Origin of the sequence: Modestobacter altitudinis, from assembly GCF_005930475.1 — a bacterium.
Lineage (GTDB): Bacteria > Actinomycetota > Actinomycetes > Mycobacteriales > Geodermatophilaceae > Modestobacter > Modestobacter altitudinis.
Genome location: NZ_SJEW01000004.1, coordinates 1 through 24896, shown reverse-complemented (window position 1 = coordinate 24896; position 24896 = coordinate 1). Strand labels below are relative to the sequence as shown.

The window sequence follows — 24896 nt, the reverse complement described above, 5'->3', positions numbered from 1 at the left end:
GCTAGCCGCACCCACCGACAGGAACGGCAGGTCAACGGCTCGACGCCGGGACGTACGGTTCCGCGGAACCGTCCCGCGGTGCCTCGGAGGTCAGGACCCGGCTCGGAGGCGGAGGCCGGCGAGCGGCAGGTCGAGGCCCGCCCCATCTGCGCGGTCGCGCTGGTCAGCGCCATGCCCAGCAACCGCACCTCCCCCGGCGCCGCGCTCGACGACACCGCGCAGGAGGTCGGGACGAGCGTCGGCACCGCCGTCGTCGGCACCCTGGTCGCCGCCCTCGTGACCGGGACCCTTCCGCCCGGCACCTGGAGCGAGCGGTCGCCGCTGAGCAGCCGCCGTACGACGTCGCGTGTCACCCGGTGACTACCGGAACGGGTTTCCTCGGATCCCTCGAGTGGTAGTCCCCACGCATGCGCTGAGCCGCCGGCGCAGGGTGACGGCCCCCGCGTGGAGCACCGACTCCGCGGCGGGCTGCCTCCCACCTGTTCCGCCGACGTCGCGGAGTGCACCATGCCCGAGTCCGCCCCGCCCCTGTCCGACGGCAGCCTCGCCGGGTACGCCGGAACGCTGCGCGTACCCGGCTACGACCGGACGACGCTCGTCCCGTCGATCGTGCACATCGGGGTGGGTGGGTTCCACCGCGCCCACCAGGCCGTCTACCTCGACGACCTCGCCGGGCAGGGTGAGACGGGATGGGGGGTCGTCGGGGTCGGGCTGCACCGTCCGCAGATGGGCGAGGTCCTCAGCGCCCAGGACTGCCTGTTCACCGTGGTCGAGCGCGGGCCCGGCCACGAGTCCGCCCGCGTCGTCGGGTCGCTCGTCGACTACCTGTACGCACCGGAGGACCCCGAGGCGGTGCTGCGCGTGCTCGCCGATCCCCGGACCCGGATCGTGACCCTGACGATCACCGGGGCCGGCTACCTGATCGACGACGCGGGTGCGTTCCAGGAGGACGACGCCGAGGTCCAGCGCGATCTCGCCTCCCCGTCCCGCCCCTGCACGGTCACCGGCTACCTCACCGCCGCCCTGGACCGCCGGCGTCGGGCGGGGAACGCCCCGTTCACCGTGCTGTCCTGCGACAACCTCCCCGACAGCGGGGCCGCGGCGCGCACCGCCGTCGTCGCCCACGCGGCTCTGCGGGACCCCGCCCTGGCGTCGTGGATCGAGGCGAACGTGACCTTCCCCAGCGGCATGGTCGACCGGATCACCCCGGAGACCTCACCGCACATGCGGGACGTCATCGAGAGGACCGTCGGGATCGCCGACCGCTGGCCGGTCGTCACCGAGCCCTTCAGCCAGTGGGTCGTCGAGGACGACTTCTGCAACGGGCGTCCCCCTCTCGAGCGGGTCGGCGTGCAGTTCGTCGACGACGTCGGCCCCCACAAGCTGATCAAGGCCCGGATGCTCAACGGCGGCCACTGCGCGCTGGGCTACCTCGGTGCGCTGGCCGGGCACACCCGCACCGACGAGGCGATGGCCGACCCCGTCGTCCGCGCGGTCGTGGCGCGGATGCTCGGGGAGGAGGTCCAGCCGCTCATGCCGCGGGTCCCCGGCGTCGACCTGACGGACTACCGGCGGACGACGCTGCAGCGCTTCGCCAACCCGGCCATCGGCGACACGCTGGCACGGCTGTGCCGCCGGGGATCGGTCAAGATGCCGTCCTACCTGCTGACCTCGCTGCGGGAGGCGCGCGAGCAGGGGCGCCCGTCGTCGATGCTGCTGCTGGCGGTGGCTGCCTGGCTGCTCTACCTGAGGGGTGCCGACCTCGCCGGGCGGCCGATCGAGGTGGTGGACCCGAGAGCCGAGGAGTTGTGCCGACTGGCCCGCGCGGGTGGCGACGACCCGCGCCTCGTGCTGGGGCTGCGCAGCGTCTTCGGATCGCTCGAGGACGATCCGCGGCTGGTGGACGAGCTCGGTGACGTGCTCCGGGTGCTGTCGCGCCACGGGCTGGAGGCCGCCGTCGGAGCCTGTGGCTCCACGGTCAGGACGGTCGCGGCCTGAGCCCTCCGACGTGTCCGGTCACGACATCGAGGCCTCGCCCAGGCCCGGCCAGGCCGGCGGGCTCGTGGGCAACCCCAGGACGGGGTAGTCCGGCCAGCTGAAGAAGGGCGCCTGGTGCTCGACGATCCAGCGCAGCAGCGTCGGGTTCCCGGCGAACAGGTAGTCCCATCCCCGGACGAGCTCCACGAGCAGCTCATCGGGGCTGAGGGTCATGTCCTTCAGGTCCGGGCCGATCCCGGCGAACGTCACCATCTGCAGGGGAGCGTCGTGGGCGGCCAGGATCCGGTCGTTCTCCTCGGCCATGCGGCGGTGCAGGTCGGCGTCGCGGAGCTTCCCGACGGGCCGCGTGTGCAGGACCGGGACCGCGTCCAGGATGCCCAGGTCCTCGTAGTCGAGGAGCTTGGCCCAGACCGGTTCCAGGCCCCACCCCCAGCCGAACGTCGACAGGTCCAGGGTGGGGAGCAACTGCTCGAGCGCCGGACGGCTGAAGCCCGGGACCATGATCTCCACGAAGCTCACACGTCGGGCGAAGAAGTTGCGGTTCCGCATGATGATGTAGTGCCCGTAGTGGGAGCTCTCCTGCAGCGCCGGGGTGAAGAGCTTCAGCTGCAGGGCGGTGGCTGCCTCGAACATCGCGCTGATCGTGTCCTGGCTCGCCAGGATGTCGTCGTCCGGGAGCCAGATGTTGTCGTAGTCCCGCCAGCCGTCCCACTCGTTCAGCAGGGTGCGCAGCCCGGTCCACTTCGGGCCGGGGATCACCTCTCCGACGGTGCAGTCCACACCCGTCTGCGGCGGGATCTCCTGGAAGGGGCACAGGTAGAGGTCCCAGTCGCGCGGTGTGCCCGCATCGATCCATGCCCGGTGCAGGGAATTGCGGCCGACGCGTGCGATGACCAGGTCGCGAGCCAATGCCCATCCCTCTCGAACACCCCCGCGTGGACACGGGGGCCACTCCGGTGAGCCGTGGCTGGGCTGCCCGCACGGTCCCACCCCGCAGTGACGAAGGCAAGACCGGAGGCGGACGGCCCGCGAGCCGGCGGCGCGGTCACCCGGGCCCGGTCGGCGCCCCGGGGGTGTAGTCGCCGTAGGCGAACTCCCCCACCGCGTCGCCGGGCACCGCGGCCGAGACCCGGGTGGTGATGGCGCGGATCTCCTCCACCGGCACCTTGGGGCGTCGGGACGCCGTCACCAGCCCGTTGCGCTCCTGCTGGGTGTCGGTGAGCTGGGTCCAGCAGAAGCCGACCACCGCCGGGCTGTCCAGCAGCGCACCGACCAGCTCGCGGTACCCGGCGAGCAGCCGGGCCGGGTCGTGCACGGCGCCGTACCCACCCCATGCGTCGGCCTCCGCGCCGCCGACGTCGAGCGAGATGCCGCCGAACTCGGTGATCATCACCGGGGCCTCGGTGACGGTCGCGCCCGGCAGCACGACCACCCGGTAGTACGGCTGGATGTGGCTCAGCGTGTGCGTCAGCGCCGCGTGGTCGCCGTACCGCTCGGTGAGCACCGCACCCGAGGAGGTGTAGTCGTGCACGGTGAGCACGTCGGTGACCGGCTGCTCCCAGCCGTCGTTGCCGATCACCAGCCGGGTCGGGTCGTAGGCCTTCGTGAGGTGGTACAGGGCGCGGACCAGGTGCTCCTGCTCCGGAGCCCGTTCCAGGGCCGGCACGCCCCAGCTCTCGTTGATCGGCACCCAGGCGATCACGCACGGGTGGCTGCGGTCCCGCTCCAGGACCTCGAGCCACTCCCGGGTCAGCCGCTCGACGGTGACCGTCGAGAAGTCGTAGGCCGCCGGCATCTCGGCCCAGACCAGTAGTCCGAGCCGGTCGCACCAGGCCAGGAAGCGGGGGTCCTCGACCTTCTGGTGCAGCCGGACGCCGTTGAAGCCCAGGTCCTTGACCAGCTGCACCTCCCGGCGCAGCGCGTCGGCGTCGGGCGCGGCCAGGTGCGACTCCGGCCAGAAGTTCTGCGCCAGCACCAGCCGCAGGTAGTAGGGCCGGCCGTTGAACAGCAGCCGCCCGCGCGAGGCCGTCACGCTGCGCAGCGCCGTGTAGCTGCCCACCTCGTCGTACACGACCCCGTCGCCGTCCAGCAGCGTCAGGGTGGCGTCGATGAGGTTCGGCGACTCGGGCGCCCACAGCATCTCCGAGTGGCCCAGGCTCATGTCCCCGCCGTGCAGGGTGATCCGGCGGTGGACCTCGCCGCTGTGCACGCCGTAGGTGTCGTCGGCCAGCACCTGGTCGTGCTGGCGCAGTACCACCCGCAGCCGCAACCCCGGGACGCCGTCCGAGCGGACCCGCACGTTGAGGTCGAGGCTGCGGCTGTCGACGTCCGGCGTCCAGGTCAGCGCCCGGACCCGCACCTCGGGCACCTGTTCCAGCCACACCGGCTGCCAGATCCCCGAGGTGCGGTCGTACCAGATGGCGTGTGGCTCCCGCTGCCAGTCCTGCTTGCCCCGGGGCTGGCGCAAGTCCGTCGGGGAGTCCTCGGCCCGGACGACGACGACCTGCGTGCCCGACTCCTCCAGGGCGGAGGTGACGTCGGCGGTGAACGGGGTCGAGCCGCCCTCGTGGTAGGCCACCGCCCGGCCGTTGACCCAGACGTGGGCGCGGTAGTCGACGGCGCCCAGGTGCAGCAGCACCCGGTGCCCCGGGCGTGCCGTCACCTGCACCTCGCGGCGGTACCAGACGACGGGGTGGAAGCCGGTGTCCCCGATGCCGCTGGCCGGCGACTCGAAGGGGAACGGCACCTCGATCACCCGGTCGAAGACCTCGGCCCGCCGCGACCAGCGCTCGCCGATGCCGACCGAGCCGTCGTCGAAGGCGAACCCCCACGGTCCGGAGAGGTCCAGCCACTCCGGGCGGGTCAGTTGGGGGCGCGGGTGATCGACGGTGCTCGGGTGCATGCGACCGCCCTACCCGCCCGACGCCCGCTTGGAGCGTGCGTCCCGGAGATCCGCGGGCTCGGTCGCTAGCGTGCCGTCGTGAACCAGGATCGGGCTGCCGCGGTCGGGATGATCATCGCTGCCTCGGCGGTCGCGGGGGTCGTCATCGGTCCGTCCATCGAGTGGCCGTGGGCATCGCCCCGCGACGACGGTGACCTCCCGTCCTGCGGCACGGTCGATCTCGGTCCTGGCACCGGCGCGTCAGAGGTACCTGCCGACCGCGCGGCGTGCCTGTTCGATGCACCTGCCGAGCGGGTCGGGGCTGAGCTCGAGGTCGTCAGCTACACCACCGAGGGGGACCCCATCCCCGTCTACTACCGGCACCACCCTGGCGTCGGCGGTCTCGAGGTGATGGAGGACCACACCGCCGACGCCTACGGCTCCGGTGGCTGGGTGGTGTCCCTGTGCTCCGAGGCCACGAGCCCCCACGCACTCGGCGTCTGCGTTCCCCGCGGCAGCTGACGCACCCAGCTCGCGTCCGCCGCACCTGCCGAGGAGGTCACCCGGGCCGGCCGGTGACCACACCCGGTGCCGCGGTGGTCGCCGGCGCCTGCTGCTCGGCAGGCTTGGCGCGCAGGCCGAGGTCGATGAGGTCGATGAGCCACTCGAAGCTCTCGTCGGTGCCGGTGGACCACTGGAAGCCGCCGCCAGCTTCGATGGTGGCGAAGCCGTGGAAGATGCTGCGCAGTGCGCGCAGGGCGTGGGTCGTGTCGGCGGGGGAGATGTCGTAGCCGCGGAGCACGGCGGTGAAGGGCGTGAGGCTCCGCGTCGCGGCGAGGGCGAGCGGGTCGTCGGGGCCGGTGAGGCCGAGGCCGAGGGTGGCGGCGTACCGGCCGGGGTGGGCGAGGACGAAGTCGCGCAGCGCGCGGGCGGCGGCCCGCAGGGCGTCGCGGCCCGCGCGGCCCTGGATCGCCGCGCCGATCGCGTCGGCGGCCTCGTCCATGGCGAGGATGGCGATCCGGCGGTTGAGGTCGTCCTGGCTGGCGACGTGCTTGTACAGCGAGGGGGTCCGGACGCCGACCCGTTCGGCCAGGCGGCCCATGGTGAGAGCGGAGAAGCCGATCTCGTCGGCGAGGTCAGCGCCGGCGGCGACGACCGTGGCGGGGTCGAGGCCGGCCCTAGGCACCTGCGGTCTCCAGGAAGGTCAGGATCGCGGTGGTCACCTGGGCGGGGTACTGGACGTGCGGGTAGTGCCCGGCGCCGTCGATCATCTCCAGTCGGCCCAGGCCGGTGGGCAGGTCGGCCACGATGGCCTCGCCCTCGGCGCGGGGTGCGGCCCAGTCGCAGTCGGCGCTGCCCTGGACGACCAGGACCGGGCAGCGGACGTTGGCCAGCTGTTCCCCGGCGTCGACGGGGGTGGTCCTGCCCATGGCCTGCAGCGCCTTCATCCGGCCGGGCTCGGCCAGCATCGTGGTGATCTGCTGCAGGCGGGCGGCGTGGTCGGCGGGCTTGGTGCCGGGGTAGGCGACGTCGAGGTACTCCAGCCACTGCCCGGTGCTGCCCAGCAGGGTCATGCCCAGCAGGTGGCGCAGGCCGCGACGGAAGGCGGCCACCCGCAGGTCACCGAGGCTCATCGACTGCTTGCGGGTGAACGGCGCCAGCTCGACCAGCGCGGTGACCAGCTCCGGGGCCTTCGCCGCGGCGATCGTGGCAGCCCCGCCGGCGATGGAGTGGCCGACCAGGACCGCCGGGCCGCCCAGGTGCTCGACCAGGCTGATCAGGTCCCCGGCGATGTCGGTGCGGGTGTGACCGGCCCACCCGACGCTGGACTCCCCGTGGCCGCGCAGGTCCAGCGCGGCGACCCGGTAGCCGGCCTCCACCAGGGCGGGGGTGAGGAAGCGGTAGGCCTCGCGGCTGTCGCCCATGCCATGGGCGAGCACGAGCAGCGGGCCGGTGGTGCCGCTCAGCTCGTAGGCGAGGGTGCCGCCATCGACGGTCAGGAACTCGGTCATGGTGTCCTCCAGGGGTTCGTCGCCGGAATGGCTTACTGCGTTAACTAAAAGCTATTAGGCTTAGCCGCAGTGTCAACACCCCGCCCCTCACCCAGCCGAGCCGTCGAGATCTGCCCCGGGCGTCCGCCCGGTACGTCCAGCGGTCCAGGCCGCCGATTGCCGGGTCACGAGTCCGCCGCACGCCCTGAGAGGTAGCGATGCCAGGTTCCTGCTACCGGAGTCCCTGGGACGAGGTGCCCGTGCTGCCTGCGTCGTCCCGCTCGGGGTGGTGGTCTTCGCAGTCCTGCTGTGGCGACTGCATCGTCGCGCCGCAGCGAGGTCGCCCGGCAGGCGCGTGACCACGACGCCTGTCTCGCCCAGCTCGCGGTGACGCCGTCGGCGGACAACCGCTACGTCGGGCTGCTGGTGAGCGGCCCGCGCAACCGCGTGACGGCGGCGACCAAGCGCTTCGCGCTGCTCGCCCGGTGATGACCATCCCGATGGTCCACGTCGCCGAAGGTCTGACGGCCGGTCAGCTGCCGGCTGAAGACCCACGCCACCTGGCGGGACGCCGAGTCCGACGCGCTGCGGTTGTCGGCGGCCATGACCGAGAAGGGTGCCCTCGCTGTCTCGACTGTCGGGGCGAGAGCTGGCCCCAAGCCGACGAGCCCCGGGCCTGACCCCGCCGAGGGTGGTTCACCGGGTTGGACCGGCCAGCCCCGGGAGGGGGCGGGCCGGTCGGTGGTCACCGATTGGCGAGGTACTTCCCGAGGGCGGTCCAGCTGGGCTCGGAGGTGGTGTGCACCGGCGGACGGCGGCGTGGCAGGGCCCGTCGGGCAGCACCACCGTGCGCGGTGGGGGTGTCGTGGGCCGCGGTGGCCGTTCCGGGGCTCATCACTCCGCCGGGGCGACGCCGGACTCGTCGGCGGCGGCGACGTTGACGGTGCTGTTGGCGTCACCGATGTAGTTGCCGTCGGCGTCGAAGATCAACTCGTCCGACACGACCGTCCCGTCGGAGGCCACCGCGACGTAGCTGGTGCCCGGCACGCCGTCCAGGTTCGTCGCCGGCTTGGCCACCACACCCGGCAGTGCGGCGACTGCCTGCTCCAGCGCCTGAGAGAAGGGCTGCGACATGCCGACGGTGGCCCCGGCCAGGGAGGACGCCGCGTACATCGGCTCGTGCAGCTTCCCGTACTCCTGGTCCAGCGCGGACGTGGACAGGACCGGGTAGTCCGCCCCCTGGGCCAGCTGGGTCCACGTGTCGCCCCATTCGACCAACAGCGCGTCCAGCGCCGCGGGGTCGGTCGGCAGGTTCGCGATGAACCGCGGCGTCGGGCTGTCCCACGAGCCAGCGTCGGTGCAGGGCTCCTCGGGATGGGCGAAGTGCCCGCACGGGGCGGTCTCCACATGAGGCTCCTCGACGGGCGCGCCGGTGGCCGGGTCGTAGAACCGGGGGACGAGCTCGGCGGTCACCGGGTCGTAGGCGGAGGCGCGGTAGGTCCACACGTCGGTGGCGTCCTGGGGGACCCAGTACTCGTCCACGGCGGTCATCGGGCCGTGCTTGCTCTCGACCTCGTAGGTGATCTTCGAGTACAGGTACTGTCCCGGCGCCATCGGCACGGTGCCGCCGGGGGCGAGGAGTGCGACCTCGGCCAGCTCGGGAGCGGGCGCGTCGGCGGAGGGGCCCTGGCCGGCCAGGACGGCGACCCCGGCGACCGCGGCGGCGATGGTCAGCGGCGTGGCGACCTGCAGCACGCGGCGGCTGCGGGAGGGGCGGCGGTCCGCCAGCGACACCACCTGGGTCCCTGCGGGCCGCTCCCAGGAGAAGGTGGGGCGCGGGGAGTCCGGGACGCTCTCGGCGGTTCGGGTGAGCGTGTCGCGGAGCTGCCGCTCGAGGCGGGTCAGATCGGGGTTCATCGGAGGTCTCCCAGGAGGATGTCCAGGCGGGTGAGGGCGTCGGAGGCGGTGCTCTTGACCGTGCCGGGAGCGATGCCGAGGGACTCGGCGATCTCCCGCTCGGACAGCTCGGACCAGTAGCGGAGCACCAGCACCTCCCGTTGGCGGGGGGCGAGCTGGGCCAGGGCGGCCAGGACCATGGGGTCGGTCTCGGCGGCGAGCACCGGGACATCGGCCGGCGGGGCGTCGTCCATCGCCCGGACGGAGGCGAGGAATCGGTGGACGGTGCTTCGCCGACGCCCGGCGGAGCGGCACCGGTTGACCACCGCAGTGCGCAGGTAGGTGATGAGGTGGTCGCGGTCGGTGAGGGAGGGCTGGAGCCGCCAGGTGGCCTCGCACGCGTCCTGGACGGCGTCCTCGGCGGAGGCACGGTCACCCAGCAGTAGCGTCGCCAGCCGGGTCAGCGGCGTCCAGTGCTCGTCGACGACGTCGCTGAGGGTCGGTGCGTCGAGCGTGAAGGCCGTGCGGGGGGCGGTCGTGGTCACGTGGCAGGCGCTGTCTGCCGCCGGTGTCCAGGAGGGTTGGTGTCTCTCATGCCCTTCACACGTCTCAGCATCCGATCGGTTGGGTGGACATCGTGTGATCCGGCTCACAACGATGCCGCGGTGCGCGGGGCAGTCCTGTCCTCGAGGTGAGGGAACCGTCAGGCCGGGCGGTGGCGTCGGCGGGGGCGCCCCGACGAGCAGGGTCCAGGCCCCGCGGCGCGGGTGGTCGCGACGGCGACCTGAGGCCACGCGCTGGACGGTGCCCTGGAGAACAGACCGCCAGCGGTACCTGTTTGCACCACGGATCAGATGTCGCCTACTCGAACGACGATCCCGATCATGCCGTTCGGTTCGGACAGCGTGCCTCCGCTCGCGGTCGCCGAGCGGCTCGGCCACGACGACGCCTCGTTCGTCCTGGCCACCTACGGCCATCTGATGCCGGACAGTGAGGACCGGACTCGGCGGGCGGTGGACGCCGCGTGGGGCGCAGCACGAGCCGCGTGTGCCCCAGATGTGCCCCAGGGCAGCCGCTCGGTGCGCTAGTCGGCGAGCTCGACCACCACGGGTGCGTGGTCGCTGGCCCCCTTGCCCTTGCGCTCCTCGCGATCTATCTGCGCATTCGTCACGCGGCGGGCCAGCGCGGGGGAGCAGAGCTGGAAGTCGATCCGCATGCCCTCGCGGCGGGGGAAGCGCAGCTGCGTGTAGTCCCAGTAGGTGTAGACGCCCGGGCCCGGCGTGTACGGCCGGACGACGTCGGTGAAGCCGGCCTCGATGACGCGGGAGAACGCCGCCCGCTCGGGCTCGCTGACGTGCGTGGAGTGCGAGAACACCGAGATGTCCCAGACGTCGTCGTCCTGGGGGGCGATGTTCCAGTCGCCGACCAGCGCGACCTGCGCCTCGGCGTCCTGGTTCAGCCAGCCGTCGGCGCTGACCCGCAGCGCCTCCAGCCACTCGAGCTTGTACTGCAGGTGCGGGTCGGTGAGCGTGCGGCCGTTGGGCACGTAGAGGCTCCACACCCGCACGCCGCCGCAGGTGGCGCCGATCGCCCGCGCCTCGGAGGCAGGCTCCACGCCCTCCTTCGACGACCACGAGGGCATGCCGGGGAAGCCGACCTCGACGTCGGTCAGCCCCACCCGGGACAGCAGCGCGACCCCGTTCCACTGCGAGTGGCCGACGTGCGCGACGTCGTAGCCCAGCGCCCGGAACCGGTCCTCGGGGAACTGCTCGTCCTTGCACTTGGTCTCCTGCAGCGCGAGGACGTCGACGTCACTGCGCTGCAGCCAGGCCTCCACCCGGTCGGCTCGGCTGCGGATGGAGTTGACGTTCCAGGTGGCCAGTCTCACGCCTGGGGCAGCGGGGTCAGGGCCTCGTCGGCGCGGGCCTGCAGCCGGGCGCGCATCCGGTCGCGGCTCTCCACGAACTTCGTCGCCTGGGCGTCCAGGCCGGTGAGGAACCGGGCCAGCTCCTCCCGGGCGCGCTCGCCCTCGGGGCCCAGGTCGGTGCGCTCGAAGACCTTCCACGCCCGCAGCACCGGCTGGATGACCTCGTCGTGGTGCAACCGCAGGTCGTAGATGCCGGCCTTGGCGATGATCACCGAGTTCTTCCGGAACCCGGCCATCGTGGCGCCGGGCATCTCGAACCGGATGACCTCGTCGGCGACGGCGCGCATGGTGGCGTCCGGCTCGATCTCGAACGCCGCCGAGACGATGTTCCGGTAGAAGACCATGTGCAGGTTCTCGTCCTTGGCGATCCGGGCGAGCAGCCGGTCCGCGATCGGGTCACCGGTGGCCTTGCCGGTGTTGCGGTGGCTGACCCGGGTGGCCAGCTCCTGGAAGGAGACGTAGGCGACCGCCTCGAGCGGGGTCTTGTCACCGGAGTCGTAGCCGGAGGTCATGTAGTCCATCCGGGCCCGCTCGAGCTCGACCGGGTCGACCCCGCGGGTGACGACGAGGTAGTCGCGCAGCGCCACCCCGTGCCGGTTCTCCTCCGCCGTCCAGCGGCCGACCCAGGTGCCCCAGGCGCCGTCGCGGCCGAACCGGGTGGCGATCTCTCGGTGGTAGCTGGGCAGGTTGTCCTCGGTGAGCAGGTTGGTGAACATCGCCGCCTTGGCGGTCTCGTCCAGCCGGGACTGCTCCGGAGACCAGTCCTCCCCGCCCAGGAAGGCGAAGTCCCGCCCCTGCGACCACGGGACGTAGTCGTGCGGGTGCCACTCCTGGGCCAGTCCCAGGTGCCGGTCCAGGTTCTCGGCGACCACCGGCTCGAGCTCGGTGAGCAGGGCTGCTTCTCGCGGCGTCCGGGACACGGTGTGCCTCCTCTGGTGGTGCTCCGGCGGGGGACCGACGGCGGTGGGTCCCGGGGGACCGCGACCACGGCTGTCCGCAGTCTGCCGTTCCGGCGGCGCGCCCCTGCCGTCCGGTACCCACGACGCCCTGGGCCACTCCTGCGCTGTGCCCTGGGTCACCGCGAGCCCGGGGAGACCGGTCCGTGCGGGTGAGGGTGTGCGCAGAGCCGCAGGCCCGCTGCCCGAACAGGTGCGATCATGGGCTGGTGACCGGGTCCGCCGAGCGAGTGACGGCTGCGTGAGCTCGCCCGTGGCACCCTCGCGCACCGGCTCCAGCGCGCAGGGGCCCGCTTCCGGCACGCACCCCGCCCGCGGGTTCGGGTCGGCGCTGGCGCTGACGGTGGCCGGGACGGTCGTCCCCGGGGTGGCGTACCTGGCCAGCGGCCGCCGCCGGCTGGGCGCCGTCGTCCTCGTGCTCTTCCTGCTCCTGGTCGGCGGCGCGGTGTGGCTGGCCACCGGCGGTCGGCGCGACGTCGTCCATCTGGCGGTCGACTCCACCGCGCTGCTCTGGCTGATCGGCGGGGCGGTGGTGCTGGCCCTGCTCTGGCTGGTCGTCGTCGTCACCGGCTACCGCGCGCTGCTGCCGCGGGGCACCCGGGGTTGGCAGCGCGCGCTGGGCGGCCTCGTCGTCCTGCTGCTCTGCGCCGCGGTCGTGGCCCCGGCCGCCGCCGTGGTGCGGATCGCCAGCGCACAGCGGGACCTCGTCGACAGCGTCTTCGACGACGGCGACAGCGCCACGGTGGCCCAGCCGACCGACACCTCCGTGCCGTTCGACGGCAAGGACGAGATCAACGTCCTGCTGCTCGGCGGCGACGGTGGGGCCGGCCGCCAGGGCGTCCGCACCGACACCGTCATCGTGGCCAACGTGCAGGTCGCGACCGGTGCGACGACGCTGTTCAGCCTGCCGCGGAACCTGGAGGACCTGCCCTTCCCGGCCGACAGCCCGCTGGCCGCGATCTACCCCGACGGCTTCGAGGCCGGCAGCGAGAGCGAGAGCCTGCTCAACGCCGTCTACCGGAACGGGCCGGCCGACCACCCCGACGTCCTCGGGCCGACCGACGACCCGGGAGCGGACTTCCTCAAGCTCGGGGTCGGCGAGGCGCTCGGGCTGGACATCGACTACTACCTGCTGGTCAACCTCGACGGCTTCAGCCGGCTGGTCGACGCGCTCGGCGGCATCACGCTCAACGTCAACTACTACGTGCCGGTCAACGGCGACACCGCCACCGGCGCGCTGCCGGACGCCTACATCGCCCCCGGGCCGGACCAGCACATGGACGGGACCCGGGCGCTGGACTACGCCCGTGGCCGCTACGGCCTGTCGGACTACCTGCGGATGGACCGGCAGCGGTGCGTGCTGCAGGCCATCGTCGACGCCGCCGACCCGGTCACCCTGCTCCGCCAGTACCAGGACCTGGCGCGGACGACGCAGGACATCGTGAGCACCGACGTGCCCTCCGCGGTCCTCGGTGACGTCGTCGACCTGGCCTTCGACGTGAAGTCGGCCGGCATCCGCAGCGTCGTCTTCGACGACACGGTGATCAACCCGGCCTACCCCGACTACCCGAAGATCCGGTCGCTGGTCCAGCAGGCGCTGGCCCCTGCCCCGGCCGGCACCCCGACGCCTGCCCCGACGCCTGCCCCGGCCCCGGCGCCGGCGACGTCCAGCGCACCGCTGTCCGCCGCGCCGTCACCGGGCGGCAACGGCGGGTCGGTGACCGAGGTGGCCGACGCCTGCGCCTACGACCCGGCGCAGGCCCAGGCGGCCCTGGACGCCGGTCAGCCCCCGACGCGCGGCGGCTGAACGAGCACGACCATCAGCGTGCGGGGGCCGTGCACGCCCTCGACCCGCTGGAGCTCGATGTCGCTGGTCGCCGACGGCCCGCTGACCATGGTCAGCGGCCGCAGCGGGTCCAGCCGGGCCAGCCCCTCCGGCACGCTGCCCACCACCTGGTCGGCGGTGACCACGCAGACCAGGCAGTCCGGCAGCAGCGACAGCGCCCGCCGGCCGCACGCGGGCGACCCGTCGAGCACCAGCGTGCCGGTCTCGGCGATCGCCACCGCGACGGCGGTCACCGACGCGGCCCGGTCGGCGAGCTGCACCGCCGGGCGGTCGTCGTCGACGTCGCAGCCCGCCGGCCGCCACCCCTGCGCCAGGCCGGGAGCCACCACCACGTCGCCGGCCGCCCACCCGGTCCCGAGCGCCTGGTCCAGCGCGGCCGCGACAGTGGCGCCGATCTCCGCGGGTGAGCAGCGCAGCACGGTGGCGCGGTAGTCCTCCACCCGGTCGACGAGCAGGTCGAGCAGCGCCGGGCCGGTGGTGGGGTGCCCCGACCGGTAGTCGCGGACGACGTCGGGAACGGGGGCCCGGGTCTCGCCCAGCGCCGTCCGGATCCGGCCGAGCACCTCCTCGCGCGCGCTCACCGGCTCTCCTCGCTGGCGCTCGTCGGCCGCTCGCGCGGCGCTGCTGTGCCCTCTGGTGAACTCGCGAGCTCGTTCACCGGCCGTGCTCCTCGGTCCACTGCTCCACGAAGGTCTTCCGCGGGGGCGTCGGCAGGTCCCGGCTGCGGGTCCAGCCGGACACCGGCGGCGGCAGCACGTTGGGCAGTGTCGGCCGGCCGCGGGAGAGCAGCCGGCCCAGCCCCGCCGCCCGCTGGGCCAGGTGCCACAGCCGCGGGTGGGACATCGCCCGGGCCAGCGCCTTGAACGCCACCCCCTCGGCGGTCGGCTTCTGCTGCGCCTCGACGTGCTCGGCCCGCAGGTGCACCAGGATCGAGGGGATGTCGATCGCCACCGGGCAGACCTCGAAGCAGGCACCGCACAGCGACGAGGCGTAGGGCAGCGAGGCGTTGTCCTCCACCCCGGTGAGCTGCGGGGAGAGGATCGCGCCGATCGGCCCCGGGTAGACCGAGCCGTAGGAGTGCCCGCCGGCGCGCTCGTACACCGGGCAGACGTTCAGGCACGCCGAGCAGCGGATGCAGTGCAGCGCCTCGCGGCCGACCTCGTCGGCGAGCACCGCCGTCCGGCCGTTGTCCAGCAGCACCAGGTGGAACTCCTGCGGCCCGTCGCCGGGGGTCACCCCGGCCCAGGTGGAGGTGTAGGGGTTCATCCGCTCGCCGGTGGAGGAGCGCGGGAGCAGCTGCAGGAAGACCTCGAGGTCGCGCCAGGTGGGCACCACCTTCTCGATGCCCATCACGGTGATCAGCGTCTCCGGCAGCGTCAGGCACATCCGGCCGTTGCCCTCGCTCTCCACCACGGTCAGCGTGCCGGTCTCGGCGACGCCGAAGTTCGCGCCGCTCACCGCCACCCGGGCCCGGAGGAACCGCTCCCGCAGGTGCTGGCGGGCGGCCATGGCCAGCCGGCGCGGGTCGTCGGTGAGGCCGGGGTCGACGCCGGGGATGGTGCGGGCGAAGATCTCCCGGATCTCGGCCCGGTTCTTGTGGATCGCCGGCACCAGGATGTGCGAGGGCTTGTCCTCGCCGAGCTGCACGATCAGCTCGGCGAGGTCGGTCTCGAAGACGTCGAGGCCGGCGGCCTCCAGCGCCTCGTTGAGCCCGATCTCCTGGGTGGCCATCGACTTGACCTTGACCACCTCGGGCGCGCCGGTGGCCAGCACCAGCCGGGTGACGATCTCGTTGGCCTCGTTCGCGTCCCGGGCCCAGTGCACGACGCCGCCGCGGGCGGTCACCTGCCGCTCCAGCTCCTCGAGGTGCTCGTCGAGGCGGGCCATCGTGGCGGCCTTGAGCGCCTTGCCCGCCGCCCGCAGCTGCTCCCAGTCGGGCACCTCGGCGACCACCCGGGCCCGCTTGCCGCGGATGGTGCTGGTGGCGTGACCGAGGTTGGCCCGCAGCTGGCCGTCGCGCAGCGCGCCACGGGCGGCGTCCGGGAAGGACTGGTCGCCGCGCAGGTGGCCCACGCCGCGGGGCGCGGTGGGCAGCCCGAGGAAGGTCGGGGCCTTCGGCGGCACGGTGGCGGTCATGCCGGCACCGAGGGGGCGGTCTGCTGGTCAGGGGTCACGGCTTCCTCCGTCGAGGCGAGGATCTCGGCCAGGTGGACCGTCCGGGTGCCGGCCCGCAGCCGGGACAGCCCGCCGCCGATGTGCAGCAGGCAGGAGGCGTCCCCGGCGGTGCACACCTCGGCGTGGGTGGACAGCACGTTGGCCATCTTGTCGGTGAGCATGGCGGTCGAGGTGTCGGCGTTCTTCACCGCGAAGGTGCCGCCGAACCCGCAGCACTGCTCGGCGCCGGGCAGCTCGACCAGCTCCAGGCCGCGGACCGCCCGGAGCAGCTGGTAGGGCCGGTCACCCACCTCCAGCAGCCGCAGCGAGTGGCAGGTCGGGTGGTAGGTGACCCGGTGCGGGTAATAGGCGCCGACGTCGGTGACGCCGAGGACGTCGACGAGGAACTGGGACAGCTCGTAGGTGCGCCCGGCCAGCTCCTCGGCGGCCCGGGCCAGCTCCTCGTCACCGGCCCGGCGGGCCACGTCGGCCTGCTGGTGGTGGATCGAGGCCACGCACGAACCGGACGGCGCGACGATCGCCTCGGCACCGGCGAAGGCCCGGACGTGGTTGGCGACGATCCCCACCGCCTCCCGCCGGTAGCCGGTGTTGACGTGCATCTGCCCGCAGCAGGCCTGGTCCCGCGGGACGACGACCTCGTGCCCCAGCCGTTGCAGCAGCCGGGCGGTCGCCATCGCGACCTGGGGCTGCACCGTGTCGACCAGGCAGGTGGCGAAGAGCGCGACCTTCATCCGATACCTCCGCTCACGACGGTCCGGCTGGGCCGCCGGACCATGCTGGACTCGCGGACGACGAGCGTGGGCTCGAAGACCGGCTGGGAGTGCTGGTGGTCGGGGTCCGAGGCCTCGTCCAGCAGCAGTTCGACGGCCCGCCGGCCGAGCTCGACCCGGGGCTTGCGCACCGAGGTGAGCGGTACGGCGGCCGCGGCGGCGAAGTCGATGTCGTCGTAGCCGACGATGGCGAAGTCCTCGGGGACCCGTACCCCGTGCCGGACCATCTCCTGCAGCACGCCCAGGGCGATCAGGTCGTTGGCGCAGACCGCTGCCGTGGGCCGCCGGCCGGCCGGGAGCCCGATGATCTGCGCGGCCGCCTCCCGACCGCCGGCGACGGTGAGGTGCGCGGGGGAGAAGACGGTCAACGCCTCCGTGGACCCGGTGCCCTCCCGGACCGCGGCCGCCACGCCGTCGTGGCGCTCGTGCACCTGGGGCAGCCCGGAGGAGCCGATGAAGGCGATCCGGCGGTGGCCGCGCTCCAGCAGGTGGTCGGCGGCCAGCCGGCCGCCCAGCGCGTCGTCGACGGCGACGGCGCACTGGTCCGGGCCTGTCGCGCGGCGGTCGAGCAGGACGACGGGGGTGCCCCGGGAGCGCAGCGCCTCGACGTGCGGGGAGAGCTCCGCGGTGGGCGTGATCAGCACGCCCTGCACCCGCTGCTCGGTGAGGACGTCGAGGTGCGCGGCCTCCCGGTCGGCCCGGTCGTCGGAGTTGCACAGCATCACGGCGAGCCCGGCGGCCGCGGCGACGTCCTCGACCCCGCGCGCGACGTCGGTGAAGAAGGGGTTGGCGATGTCGAGCACGACCAGCCCGATCGTCCGGCTGCGCCCGGCGCGCAGGTGCCGGGCCGACTCGTTGCGGACGAAGCCGAGCGCGGCGATCGCGGTCTGCACGCGCTCCCGGGTCGCCGGGCTGACCGCCTCCGGGCGGTTGAGGACGTTGCTGACGGTGCCCACCGAGACCCCGGCCCAGAGGGCGACGTCGCGGATGCTGGCGGTCAGCGGGGCCTCCCTCGGTGCGGCGGTGCGGACACGGTAGCGGCGGGGCCTGTCACCGGGGTGGGTTGAAACGTCTCAATGCCCGACGAACTGGTTGTCGTGCGACGGTTGACACCTTCCTAGCAGGTTCCCTATGGTCTGCGCCACAGGCATCCTGAAACGTTTCACGCGCTGCTCCGCGCCGTCCGGGAGGAACCCCGTGCCCCGCGTCTGCTTCACCCTCCAGGTGCGCCCCGACCGGCTCGCCGAGTACCGCGAGCGCCACGCCGCGGTGTGGCCGGACATGCTGCACGCCCTGCGCGACGCCGGGTGGACCGACTACCAGCTCTTCCTGCGCGACGACGGTCTGCTGGTCGGCACCCTGGTGACCGACGACCTGGCCGCGGCGCAGGCAGCCGTGGACGCCGCGGACGTGAGCGCCCGCTGGGAGGCCGAGATGGCCCCCTTCTTCCAGACCGGGGACGGCAGGGGCAAGTCCTCGCTCGACCTCGTCTTCGACCTCGACGCCCAGCTCAGGGCGGTCGTGGTCGAGCCCACCGCACCGATCGGAGACCCCTCGTGACCGACCTCCGCGCGCAGGCGCTCGCCGCCCTCGCCACCCAGACCATCGAGCTGCCCTCGTGGGCGTTCGGCAACGCCGGCACCCGGTTCAAGGTGTTCAGCTCACCCGGCGTCCCGCGCACGCCGTTCGAGAAGATCAGCGACGCCGCGCAGGTGCACCGGTTCACCGGCGTCGCGCCCCGGGTCTCGCTGCACGTCCCGTGGGACCTGGTCGACGACTTCGGCAAGCTCGCCCAGCACGCCGCCGACGAGGGCGTCTCGATCGGCGCGATCAACTCGAACCTGTTCCAGGCCGACGAGTACAAGCTGGGCTCGCTGACCAACGCCGACCCGGCGGTGCGGGCGAAGGCCGTGGCCCACCACGTGCAGTGCATCGACGTCATGCGGGCCACCGGCTCGACCGACCTGAAGATCTGGCTGCCGGACGGGACCAACTACCCGGGCCAGGACGACATCACCGACCGCCAGGAGCGGCTCGCCGAGTCACTGCAGCAGATCTACGCCGAACTCGACCCCGAGCACCGGCTGATCCTGGAGTACAAGTTCTACGAGCCGTACTTCTACACGATGGACATCCCGGACTGGGGCACGTCGCTGCTGCACTGCCTGGCCCTCGGCGACCAGGCGAAGGTGGTGCTGGACACCGGCCACCACGCGCCGAACACCAACATCGAGTTCATCGTCGCCCAGCTGCTGCGCATCGGCCGGCTCGGCGCCTTCGACTTCAACTCCCGCTTCTACGGCGACGACGACCTCATCGTCGGCGCCGCCGACCCGTTCCAGCTGTTCCGGATCATGAACGAGATCGTCCGCGCCGACGCGCTGCGGCCGGACTCCGGCGTCAACTTCATGCTCGACCAGTGCCACAACATCGAGCCGAAGATCCCCGGCCAGATCCGCTCGGTGATGAACGTCCAGGAGGCCACCGCCAAGGCGCTGCTGGTCGACCGCGACGAGCTGCGCACCGCCCAGCGCACCGGGGACGTGCTCGGCGCGAACGGCGCCCTGATGGACGCCTACAACACCGACGTCCGGCCGCTGCTCGCGCAACTGCGGGAGTCGCAGGGGCTGGCCGCCGACCCCTACCGGGCCTACGCCGCCTCCGGCCACGCCGACCGCATCGCCGCCGACCGCACCGGTGGCCAGCAGGCCAGCTGGGGTGCATGAGATGACCACCGCCGACCAGGAGACGACCATGGACGACAGCGCCACCACCGTGCAGCAGCTGATCGAGCGTTCCCACGCACTGGGCGCCGACCCGCGCAACACCAACTACGCCGGCGGCAACACCTCGGCCAAGGGCACCGGCACCGACCCGGCCACCGGCGGCGAGGTCGAGCTGCTCTGGGTCAAGGGCTCCGGGGGCGACCTGGGCACCCTGACCCCGGCCGGGCTGGCCGTGCTGCGGCTGGACCGCGTGCGGGCGCTGGTCGACGTCTACCCCGGCGTGGACCGCGAGGACGAGATGGTCGCCGCCTTCGACTACTGCCTGCACGGCCGAGGCGGGGCTGCGCCCTCGATCGACACCACCATGCACGCGCTGGTCGACGTCGCCCACGTCGACCACCTGCACCCGGACTCCGGGATCGCGCTGGCCACCGCCGCCGACGGCGAGGCGCTCACCGCCGAGGTGTTCGGCGACCGCGTGGTGTGGGTGCCCTGGCGCCGTCCGGGCTTCCAGCTCGGGCTGGACATCCGGGCGATCGCCGCGGCGAACCCGCAGGCCATCGGGTGCATCCTGGGCGGCCACGGCATCACCGCGTGGGGCAGCACCAGCCAGGAGTGCCAGGACCGGTCGCTGGAGATCATCCGCACCGCCGAGGACTTCATCGCCAAGCGGACCGGCCAGCTCGGCCGGCACCCCTTCGGCGAGCCGCTCGAGGGCTACGCGCCGCTCCCCGAGGCCGAGCGGCGGGCCAAGGCCGCCGCGCTGGCCCCGGTCCTGCGCGGGCTGGCCAGCACCGACCGGCCGCAGGTCGGCCACTTCACCGACTCCGACGTGGTGCTGGACTTCCTGGCCCGCGCCGAGCACCCCCGGCTGACCGCGCTGGGCACCTCGTGCCCGGACCACTTCCTGCGCACCAAGGTCCGCCCGCTGGTGGTCGACCTGCCGGCCACCGCGAGCGTGCAGGAGGTCCTGGACCGCTTGCCGGCCCTGCACGAGGCCTACCGCGATGAGTACGCGGCGTACTACTCCCGGCACGCCGCCCCCGACTCCCCGGCGATGCGCGGCGCCGACCCGCTCGTCGTCCTGGTGCCCGGCGTCGGGATGTTCAGCTACGGCAAGGACAAGCAGACCGCCCGGGTGGCCGGCGAGTTCTACGTCAACGCCATCAACGTGATGCGCGGCGCGGAGGCGATCAGCACCTACGCGCCGATCGACGAGGCGGAGAAGTTCCGGATCGAGTACTGGGCGCTGGAGGAGGCCAAGCTCGCCCGGATGCCGAAGGCCAAGCCGCTGGCCACCCGGATCGCGCTGGTCACCGGCGCCGCGTCGGGCATCGGCAAGGCGATCGCCCAGCGGCTGGCCGCCGAGGGCGCCTGCGTCGTCGTCGCCGACCTCGACGCCGAGAAGGCCGGCGCGGCCGCTGCCGAGATCGGCAGCACCGACGTGGCGATCGGCGTCGCCGCCGACGTGTCCGACGCCGCCGCCGTGGCCGCGGCCGTCAACGCCGCGGTGCTGGCCTTCGGTGGCCTCGACCTGGTCGTCAACAACGCCGGCCTGTCGATCTCCGCGACGCTGCTGGACACCACCGAGCAGCAGTGGGACCTGCTGCACGACGTGATGGCCAAGGGGTCCTTCCTGGTCTCCCAGGCCACCGCCCGGGTGCTCATCGCCCAGGGCATGGGCGGTGACCTCGTCTACATCTCCTCCAAGAACAGCGTCTTCGCCGGCCCCAGCAACATCGCCTACTCCGCGACCAAGGCCGACCAGGCGCACCAGGTCCGGCTGCTGGCCGCCGAGCTGGGCGAGTACGGGATCCGGGTGAACGGCATCAACCCCGACGGCGTCGTCCGCGGCTCGGGCATCTTCGCCGGCGGCTGGGGCGCCCAGCGGGCCAAGACCTACGGCGTCCCGGAGGAGGAGCTGGGCAAGTTCTACGCCCAGCGCACCCTGCTGAAGCGGGAGGTGCTGCCCGAGCACGTCGCCGACGCCGTCTTCGCCCTCACCGGCGGGGAGCTCACCCGGACGACGGGGCTGCACGTGCCCGTCGACTCGGGCGTGGCAGCGGCCTTCCTGCGGTGAGCCTGCACGCCGCGGTCGACTTCGGTGCCTCCAGCGGCCGGGTGATGCTGGGGGCGGTCGGGCCGGGCCGCCTCCAGCTCACCGAGGCGGCCCGCTTCCGCAACGGCGCCGTCGAGGTGCCGGGGGAGCGGGCCGCGGCCCTGCACTGGGACGTGCTCGGGCTGTGGCGGGAGTCGCTGGCCGGGCTGCGCCAGGTGGGCGCCCTGGCCCGCGCGGCCGGTGAGCCGGTCGCCAGCGTCGGGGTGGCCACCTGGGCCGTCGACTACGGCCTGCTGGCCGGGGACGGGACGCTGCTGGGCGCCCCGCGCTCCTACCGGGACGCCCGCACCGACGGCGTGGCGGAGCGGGTCCACCAGCAGCTGCCCGCCGTCGAGCTCTACCGGCGCAACGGGCTGCAGCACCTGTCGTTCACCACGCTGTACCAGCTCGTCGCCGAGCAGGACGGGCCGCTGCTGGACGCGGCCCGGACGATGCTGCTGGTGCCCGACCTGGTCGGCTGGTGGCTGTCCGGGCACCTCGGGGCAGAGGCCACCAACGTCTCCACCACCGGGCTCGCCGACGTGCACACCGGCCGGTGGGCCGAGGACCTGGTCGCCCTGGCCGGGATCGACGCCGGCCTGCTGCCGCCGGTGCACGACCCGGGAGCGGTGCTCGGCGGGCTCCGCCCGGCCGTCGCGGCGTCCACCGGACTGGACGACGCCCGGCTGGTCGCGGTCGGCAGCCACGACACGGCGTCGGCGGTGGTCGGCGTGCCGGCCACCGACGAGCGCTTCGCCTACGTCGCCTGCGGCACCTGGGCGCTGGTGGGGGTCGAGCTGGAGTCCCCGGTGCTCAGCGCGGAGAGCCTGGCCGCGGGGTTCACCAACGAGCGGGGCGTCGACGACCGGATCCGCTACCTGCACAACGTCATGGGCCTGTGGGTGCTGCAGGGCTGCCTGGCCGACTGGGGCCTGGACAGCGCCGACCTGACCGCGCTGCTCGCTGCTGCCGCGGAGCTGCCCGCCGGCGGCGCCGTCGTCGACGTCGACTCCCCGGCGTTCCTGCCGCCGGGCCCGATGGTGACCCGCGTGCAGCAGGCCTGCGAGGCGGCCGGGCAGCCGGTGCCGGTCAGCCGGCCCGCCGTCGTCCGCTGCGTGCTCGACAGCCTGGCCACGGCCTTCGCCCGGGTGGTGGAGGACGCCGTCCGGCTGTCCGGCCGGGTCGTCGACGTGGTGCACGTCGTGGGCGGCGGGGCGCAGAACGCGCTGCTCTGCCAGCTCACCGCCGACGCCTGCGGCCGGCCGGTGCTCGCCGGCCCGGTGGAGGCGACCGCGCTGGGCAACGTGCTGGTGCAGGCGCGGGCCGCCGGCGCCGTCACCGGCGCGCTGGAGGACCTCCGCGCGCTGGTGACGGCCACCAGCGACCTGGTGCGCTACGTGCCGGGCGGTGTGGTCAGCTCGAGGTGACCCCCCGCCGGGACGCGGCCTCGGCCAGGCCGGCCTTGGTGAACGCCAGCGCGTCCCGGGCCAGGGTCCGGTTGTCGGTCCACAGGTTGCGCCAGATCGCCAGGTCGTTGGAGAGCGTGCGGTGCACGACCTCGGAGGAGAACGACTCGAAGGTGACGATGCCGGAGTAGTCCACCTCGTCGAGCGCGGTGAAGAACTCCGTCCAGGGGATGGACCCGGTGCCCAGCGCGCCGCGGTGGGACTCCCCGACGTGCACGTACCCGAGCCGCCCGGCCGCCGCGGCGGCGCGGACCGCCTCGGTGAAGGAGTGCTCCTCGATGTTCATGTGGTAGGTGTCCAGGTGGGCCATCACGTTGGGCCGGTCCACCGCCGCGATGAAGTCCAGCGTCTCCTGCGTGGTGTTCATGATGTTGGTCTCGTAGCGGTTGCAGAACTCCAGCGCCAGGGTGATGCCGGACTCGGCGGCCTTGTCCGCCAGCCAGGCGATCGTCTCCTGGGAGTTCGCCCGCCCCCGCTCGGTCGCCGGGCCGGAGTACTTCCCGAGCTTGGAGTACAGGACGCCGCACAGGGTCGTGCCGCCGCTGTCGCGCAGCACGCCCAGGGCGGTGGCCAGCCGTTCCCGGCCGCGGGCCACGATGTCAGGGTCCTCGCTGGAGACGTCGGTGTCGTCGCTGAGCCCCAGCGAGGCGCTCACCTGCAGCCCGTGCTCCTGCAGCAGCCGCGCGGTCATGTCCCCGTCGAACCCGCTCGGGTCGATCGGGGCGATCTCGATCAGGTCGTAGCCGGCCTCGGCGCTGGACGCGATGGCGCGCTCGGCCTCGTCCCGGGACCAGCCTCCGGTCCAGACCAGGGCGTGGACGCCGTGGGTGACAGCCATGGACAACTCCTCTTCTCTCAGTGGGTGGCGGGACGGCGGTCCAGCCAGTCCCGCCGGCGCAGCTCGGCCAGCAGCCGCTGGTAGCCCTCCTCGAGGGCGCCGACCTGCGCAGGATCGGGGTCGATGACCTCGGCCGGGCGCACGGCCCGGCCGGTCGTCGCGGGGAGCGTGCTGCCGGTCCAGGCGGCGGCGGCCAGCAGCGCGGCACCGAAGGCGCTGGAGGGCTCCGCCGGGCGGGTGACCGGGCGGCCGAGCACGCTGGCCCGGATGGTGGTCCACACCCGGGACCGGGTGCCGCCGCCCACCACCCGGTGGTCGGCCGAGCCCACGCCCAGGGCGGCCAGCCGTTCCAGGCCGAGCCGCTCGACGTACGCGACGCCGTCCAGCTGCGCCCGGTGCCTGGCCTGCGGGGACACCGCGGCGGTGCCGAGGAGGAACCCGGTGGCGTCGGACCGGGTGAACGGGAACCGCTCCCCGGTCCCGGGCAGCGGGTAGCCGGTCAGCGGCGACGGGCCCGCCGCGGCGGCGACCGCGTCGGCGGCGGCCAGGTCGGCCGAGCTGTCGAGGACACCGGCGCCGCAGTTGGAGGCGCCACCGGGCCACCAGGACCCGTCGGGCCCGAGGTGGGAGTAGACCGCGCCGTCGAACCCGGTGACCTCGGTGGCCGCCACGCCCTTGAGCACCAGGGTGGTGCCCAGCACGCCGGTGGTCTGCCCGGCGGCGACGGCGCCGGCGGCGACCTGCGCGGTGCAGCCGTCGGTCATGCCGGCGACCACCTGGACGCCCGCCGGCAGGCCGAGGTCGGCAGCGGCGTCCGGGCGCAGCGTGCCGACGACGGTGCCCGGGTGCACGAGCGGCGGCAGCGCGCCGGCCGGGACGCCGGCCGCGGCGAGCAGCTCGGTGGGCCAGCGGGCGGGCGCGGGCGCGATGCCGGCCTTGAGGGCGTGCGAGGTGTCGGTGACCAGCCGCCCGGTCAGGTCGGCGACGACGACGTCCGGGACGTGCAGCAGCCGCAGGCCCGCGGACGGCTGCTGCTCGGCCAGCCAGGCCAGCCGGGAGAGGGTGCCGGCGGCGCCGACCCGCCGGCCGGTGGCGACGCTGATCCGGGCGGCCTGCGCGGCGCCGCGCTGGTCGGCGTAGAGCAGGACGGGGCCGGTGGGCGTGCCCGCGGCGTCGGCGGCGAGCACGCTGCCCGAGGTGGCGGTCACCGACAGGGCCTGCAACGCGCCGGCGCGGGGGCCGAGCTCACCGGCCACCCGCCGGACGACGGTGCGCACCGCGGCGACGTGGGCGGGCTGCTGCTCCAGCTCCCCGGGCCGGGGGGTGGT

At 73.6% G+C, this 24896-nt stretch carries 24 protein-coding genes; 10 read left to right on the top strand and 14 right to left on the bottom strand.

Annotation, left to right across the window (positions count from 1 at the left end; genetic code table 11):
* Positions 1 to 78: 78 nt before the first annotated feature.
* Complete coding sequence (locus FHL79_RS25470; RefSeq protein ID WP_218938298.1) at positions 79 to 360, top strand: hypothetical protein; 282 nt, start codon at positions 79 to 81, stop codon at positions 358 to 360.
* A 147-nt stretch (positions 361 to 507) separates the two neighbouring features.
* Positions 508 to 1998, top strand: a complete 1491-nt coding sequence (locus FHL79_RS02635) for a mannitol dehydrogenase family protein (protein ID WP_138757078.1) — start codon at positions 508 to 510, stop codon at positions 1996 to 1998.
* 18 nt (positions 1999 to 2016) lie between these two features.
* Here the strand turns inward: FHL79_RS02635 and FHL79_RS02630 are convergent, their stop codons facing one another.
* Positions 2017 to 2757 carry a hypothetical protein gene (locus FHL79_RS02630; RefSeq protein ID WP_138757077.1) on the bottom strand — a complete coding sequence of 247 codons (741 nt, stop codon included), beginning with the start codon at positions 2755 to 2757 and terminating at the stop codon, positions 2017 to 2019.
* Positions 2758 to 3043: 286 nt separating this feature from the next.
* Positions 3044 to 4900, bottom strand: coding sequence for a glycoside hydrolase family 2 TIM barrel-domain containing protein (locus tag FHL79_RS02625; RefSeq protein ID WP_138757076.1), 1857 nt, complete (start codon positions 4898 to 4900; stop codon positions 3044 to 3046).
* 78 nt (positions 4901 to 4978) lie between these two features.
* On the opposite strand from FHL79_RS02625, the gene FHL79_RS02620 reads away from it, so the two are divergent.
* Complete coding sequence (locus tag FHL79_RS02620; RefSeq protein WP_138757075.1) at positions 4979 to 5401, top strand: hypothetical protein; 423 nt, start codon at positions 4979 to 4981, stop codon at positions 5399 to 5401.
* A gap of 37 nt (positions 5402 to 5438) precedes the next feature.
* On the opposite strand, the gene FHL79_RS02615 is transcribed toward FHL79_RS02620, so the two are convergent.
* Both FHL79_RS02615 and FHL79_RS02610 read right to left on the bottom strand, forming a co-directional pair.
* Entirely contained in the window at positions 5439 to 6065 is a 627-nt protein-coding gene (locus FHL79_RS02615; protein ID WP_138757074.1) for a TetR/AcrR family transcriptional regulator, read from the bottom strand.
* Positions 6058 to 6891, bottom strand: coding sequence for an alpha/beta fold hydrolase (locus FHL79_RS02610; RefSeq protein WP_138757073.1), 834 nt, complete (start codon positions 6889 to 6891; stop codon positions 6058 to 6060). The genes FHL79_RS02615 and FHL79_RS02610 overlap by 8 nt, the downstream gene beginning before the upstream one ends.
* A 288-nt stretch (positions 6892 to 7179) precedes the next feature.
* Between FHL79_RS02610 and FHL79_RS02605 the strand changes: the two genes are divergently transcribed.
* Complete coding sequence (locus FHL79_RS02605) at positions 7180 to 7359, top strand: DUF2000 family protein (RefSeq protein WP_171057972.1); 180 nt, start codon at positions 7180 to 7182, stop codon at positions 7357 to 7359.
* A 405-nt stretch (positions 7360 to 7764) separates the two neighbouring features.
* Here the strand turns inward: FHL79_RS02605 and FHL79_RS02600 are convergent, their stop codons facing one another.
* Positions 7765 to 8787 (bottom strand): hypothetical protein, encoded by a 1023-nt coding sequence (locus FHL79_RS02600; RefSeq protein ID WP_138757071.1) that lies wholly within the window; start codon positions 8785 to 8787, stop codon positions 7765 to 7767.
* The gene (locus FHL79_RS02595) at positions 8784 to 9311 is read right to left on the bottom strand and encodes an RNA polymerase sigma factor (protein WP_218938297.1); all 528 of its coding nucleotides are present in this window, start codon (positions 9309 to 9311) and stop codon (positions 8784 to 8786) included. The genes FHL79_RS02600 and FHL79_RS02595 overlap by 4 nt, the downstream gene beginning before the upstream one ends.
* A gap of 339 nt (positions 9312 to 9650) precedes the next feature.
* On the opposite strand from FHL79_RS02595, the gene FHL79_RS02590 reads away from it, so the two are divergent.
* Positions 9651 to 9854: a hypothetical protein gene (locus FHL79_RS02590; RefSeq protein WP_218938296.1), complete on the top strand. Its 204-nt coding sequence runs from the start codon at positions 9651 to 9653 to the stop codon at positions 9852 to 9854.
* On the opposite strand, the gene FHL79_RS02585 is transcribed toward FHL79_RS02590, so the two are convergent.
* Together FHL79_RS02585 and FHL79_RS02580 are read right to left on the bottom strand one after the other, a co-directional pair.
* On the bottom strand, positions 9851 to 10654 hold the full coding sequence (locus FHL79_RS02585; RefSeq protein ID WP_138757070.1) for an exodeoxyribonuclease III: 804 nt from the start codon (positions 10652 to 10654) through the stop codon (positions 9851 to 9853). The genes FHL79_RS02590 and FHL79_RS02585 overlap by 4 nt on opposite strands.
* On the bottom strand, positions 10651 to 11613 hold the full coding sequence (locus tag FHL79_RS02580; protein WP_138757069.1) for an acyl-ACP desaturase: 963 nt from the start codon (positions 11611 to 11613) through the stop codon (positions 10651 to 10653). Before FHL79_RS02580 ends, FHL79_RS02585 begins: the two co-directional genes overlap by 4 nt.
* A gap of 277 nt (positions 11614 to 11890) precedes the next feature.
* Between FHL79_RS02580 and FHL79_RS02575 the strand changes: the two genes are divergently transcribed.
* On the top strand, positions 11891 to 13456 hold the full coding sequence (locus FHL79_RS02575) for an LCP family protein (RefSeq protein WP_138757068.1): 1566 nt from the start codon (positions 11891 to 11893) through the stop codon (positions 13454 to 13456).
* Here the strand turns inward: FHL79_RS02575 and FHL79_RS02570 are convergent.
* The 4 genes from FHL79_RS02570 to FHL79_RS02555 all read right to left on the bottom strand — a co-directional run bounded on the left by FHL79_RS02570 (position 13432) and on the right by FHL79_RS02555 (position 17429).
* Complete coding sequence (locus FHL79_RS02570) at positions 13432 to 14076, bottom strand: LutC/YkgG family protein (protein WP_138757067.1); 645 nt, start codon at positions 14074 to 14076, stop codon at positions 13432 to 13434. The genes FHL79_RS02575 and FHL79_RS02570 overlap by 25 nt on opposite strands.
* Positions 14077 to 14149: 73 nt before the next feature.
* Entirely contained in the window at positions 14150 to 15631 is a 1482-nt protein-coding gene (locus FHL79_RS02565; RefSeq protein ID WP_138757066.1) for a LutB/LldF family L-lactate oxidation iron-sulfur protein, read from the bottom strand.
* Positions 15628 to 16401 (bottom strand): (Fe-S)-binding protein, encoded by a 774-nt coding sequence (locus tag FHL79_RS02560; protein ID WP_138757065.1) that lies wholly within the window; start codon positions 16399 to 16401, stop codon positions 15628 to 15630. The genes FHL79_RS02565 and FHL79_RS02560 overlap by 4 nt, the downstream gene beginning before the upstream one ends.
* Positions 16398 to 17429 carry a LacI family DNA-binding transcriptional regulator gene (locus FHL79_RS02555; protein ID WP_138757064.1) on the bottom strand — a complete coding sequence of 344 codons (1032 nt, stop codon included), beginning with the start codon at positions 17427 to 17429 and terminating at the stop codon, positions 16398 to 16400. Before FHL79_RS02555 ends, FHL79_RS02560 begins: the two co-directional genes overlap by 4 nt.
* 208 nt (positions 17430 to 17637) lie before the next feature.
* On the opposite strand from FHL79_RS02555, the gene FHL79_RS02550 reads away from it, so the two are divergent.
* Genes FHL79_RS02550 through FHL79_RS02535 form a run of 4 tightly spaced genes read left to right on the top strand, consistent with a single transcriptional unit; the run spans position 17638 to position 22691 of the window.
* A complete protein-coding gene (locus FHL79_RS02550) occupies positions 17638 to 18000 on the top strand; it encodes an L-rhamnose mutarotase (RefSeq protein WP_138757063.1) in 363 nt (120 codons plus the stop codon).
* Complete coding sequence (gene rhaI, locus FHL79_RS02545) at positions 17997 to 19166, top strand: L-rhamnose isomerase (protein WP_138757062.1); 1170 nt, start codon at positions 17997 to 17999, stop codon at positions 19164 to 19166. Before FHL79_RS02550 ends, rhaI begins: the two co-directional genes overlap by 4 nt.
* 1 nt (position 19167) lies before the next feature.
* Entirely contained in the window at positions 19168 to 21246 is a 2079-nt protein-coding gene (locus FHL79_RS02540) for a bifunctional aldolase/short-chain dehydrogenase (RefSeq protein WP_138757061.1), read from the top strand.
* Entirely contained in the window at positions 21243 to 22691 is a 1449-nt protein-coding gene (locus FHL79_RS02535) for a rhamnulokinase (protein ID WP_138757060.1), read from the top strand. Before FHL79_RS02540 ends, FHL79_RS02535 begins: the two co-directional genes overlap by 4 nt.
* On the opposite strand, the gene FHL79_RS02530 is transcribed toward FHL79_RS02535, so the two are convergent.
* Both FHL79_RS02530 and FHL79_RS02525 read right to left on the bottom strand, forming a co-directional pair.
* The gene (locus tag FHL79_RS02530) at positions 22678 to 23568 is read right to left on the bottom strand and encodes a sugar phosphate isomerase/epimerase family protein (protein ID WP_138757059.1); all 891 of its coding nucleotides are present in this window, start codon (positions 23566 to 23568) and stop codon (positions 22678 to 22680) included. The genes FHL79_RS02535 and FHL79_RS02530 overlap by 14 nt on opposite strands.
* A gap of 17 nt (positions 23569 to 23585) precedes the next feature.
* Positions 23586 to 24896 (bottom strand): xylulokinase (locus FHL79_RS02525; RefSeq protein WP_138757058.1); only part of this gene is annotated, 1311 nt, incomplete at its 5' end.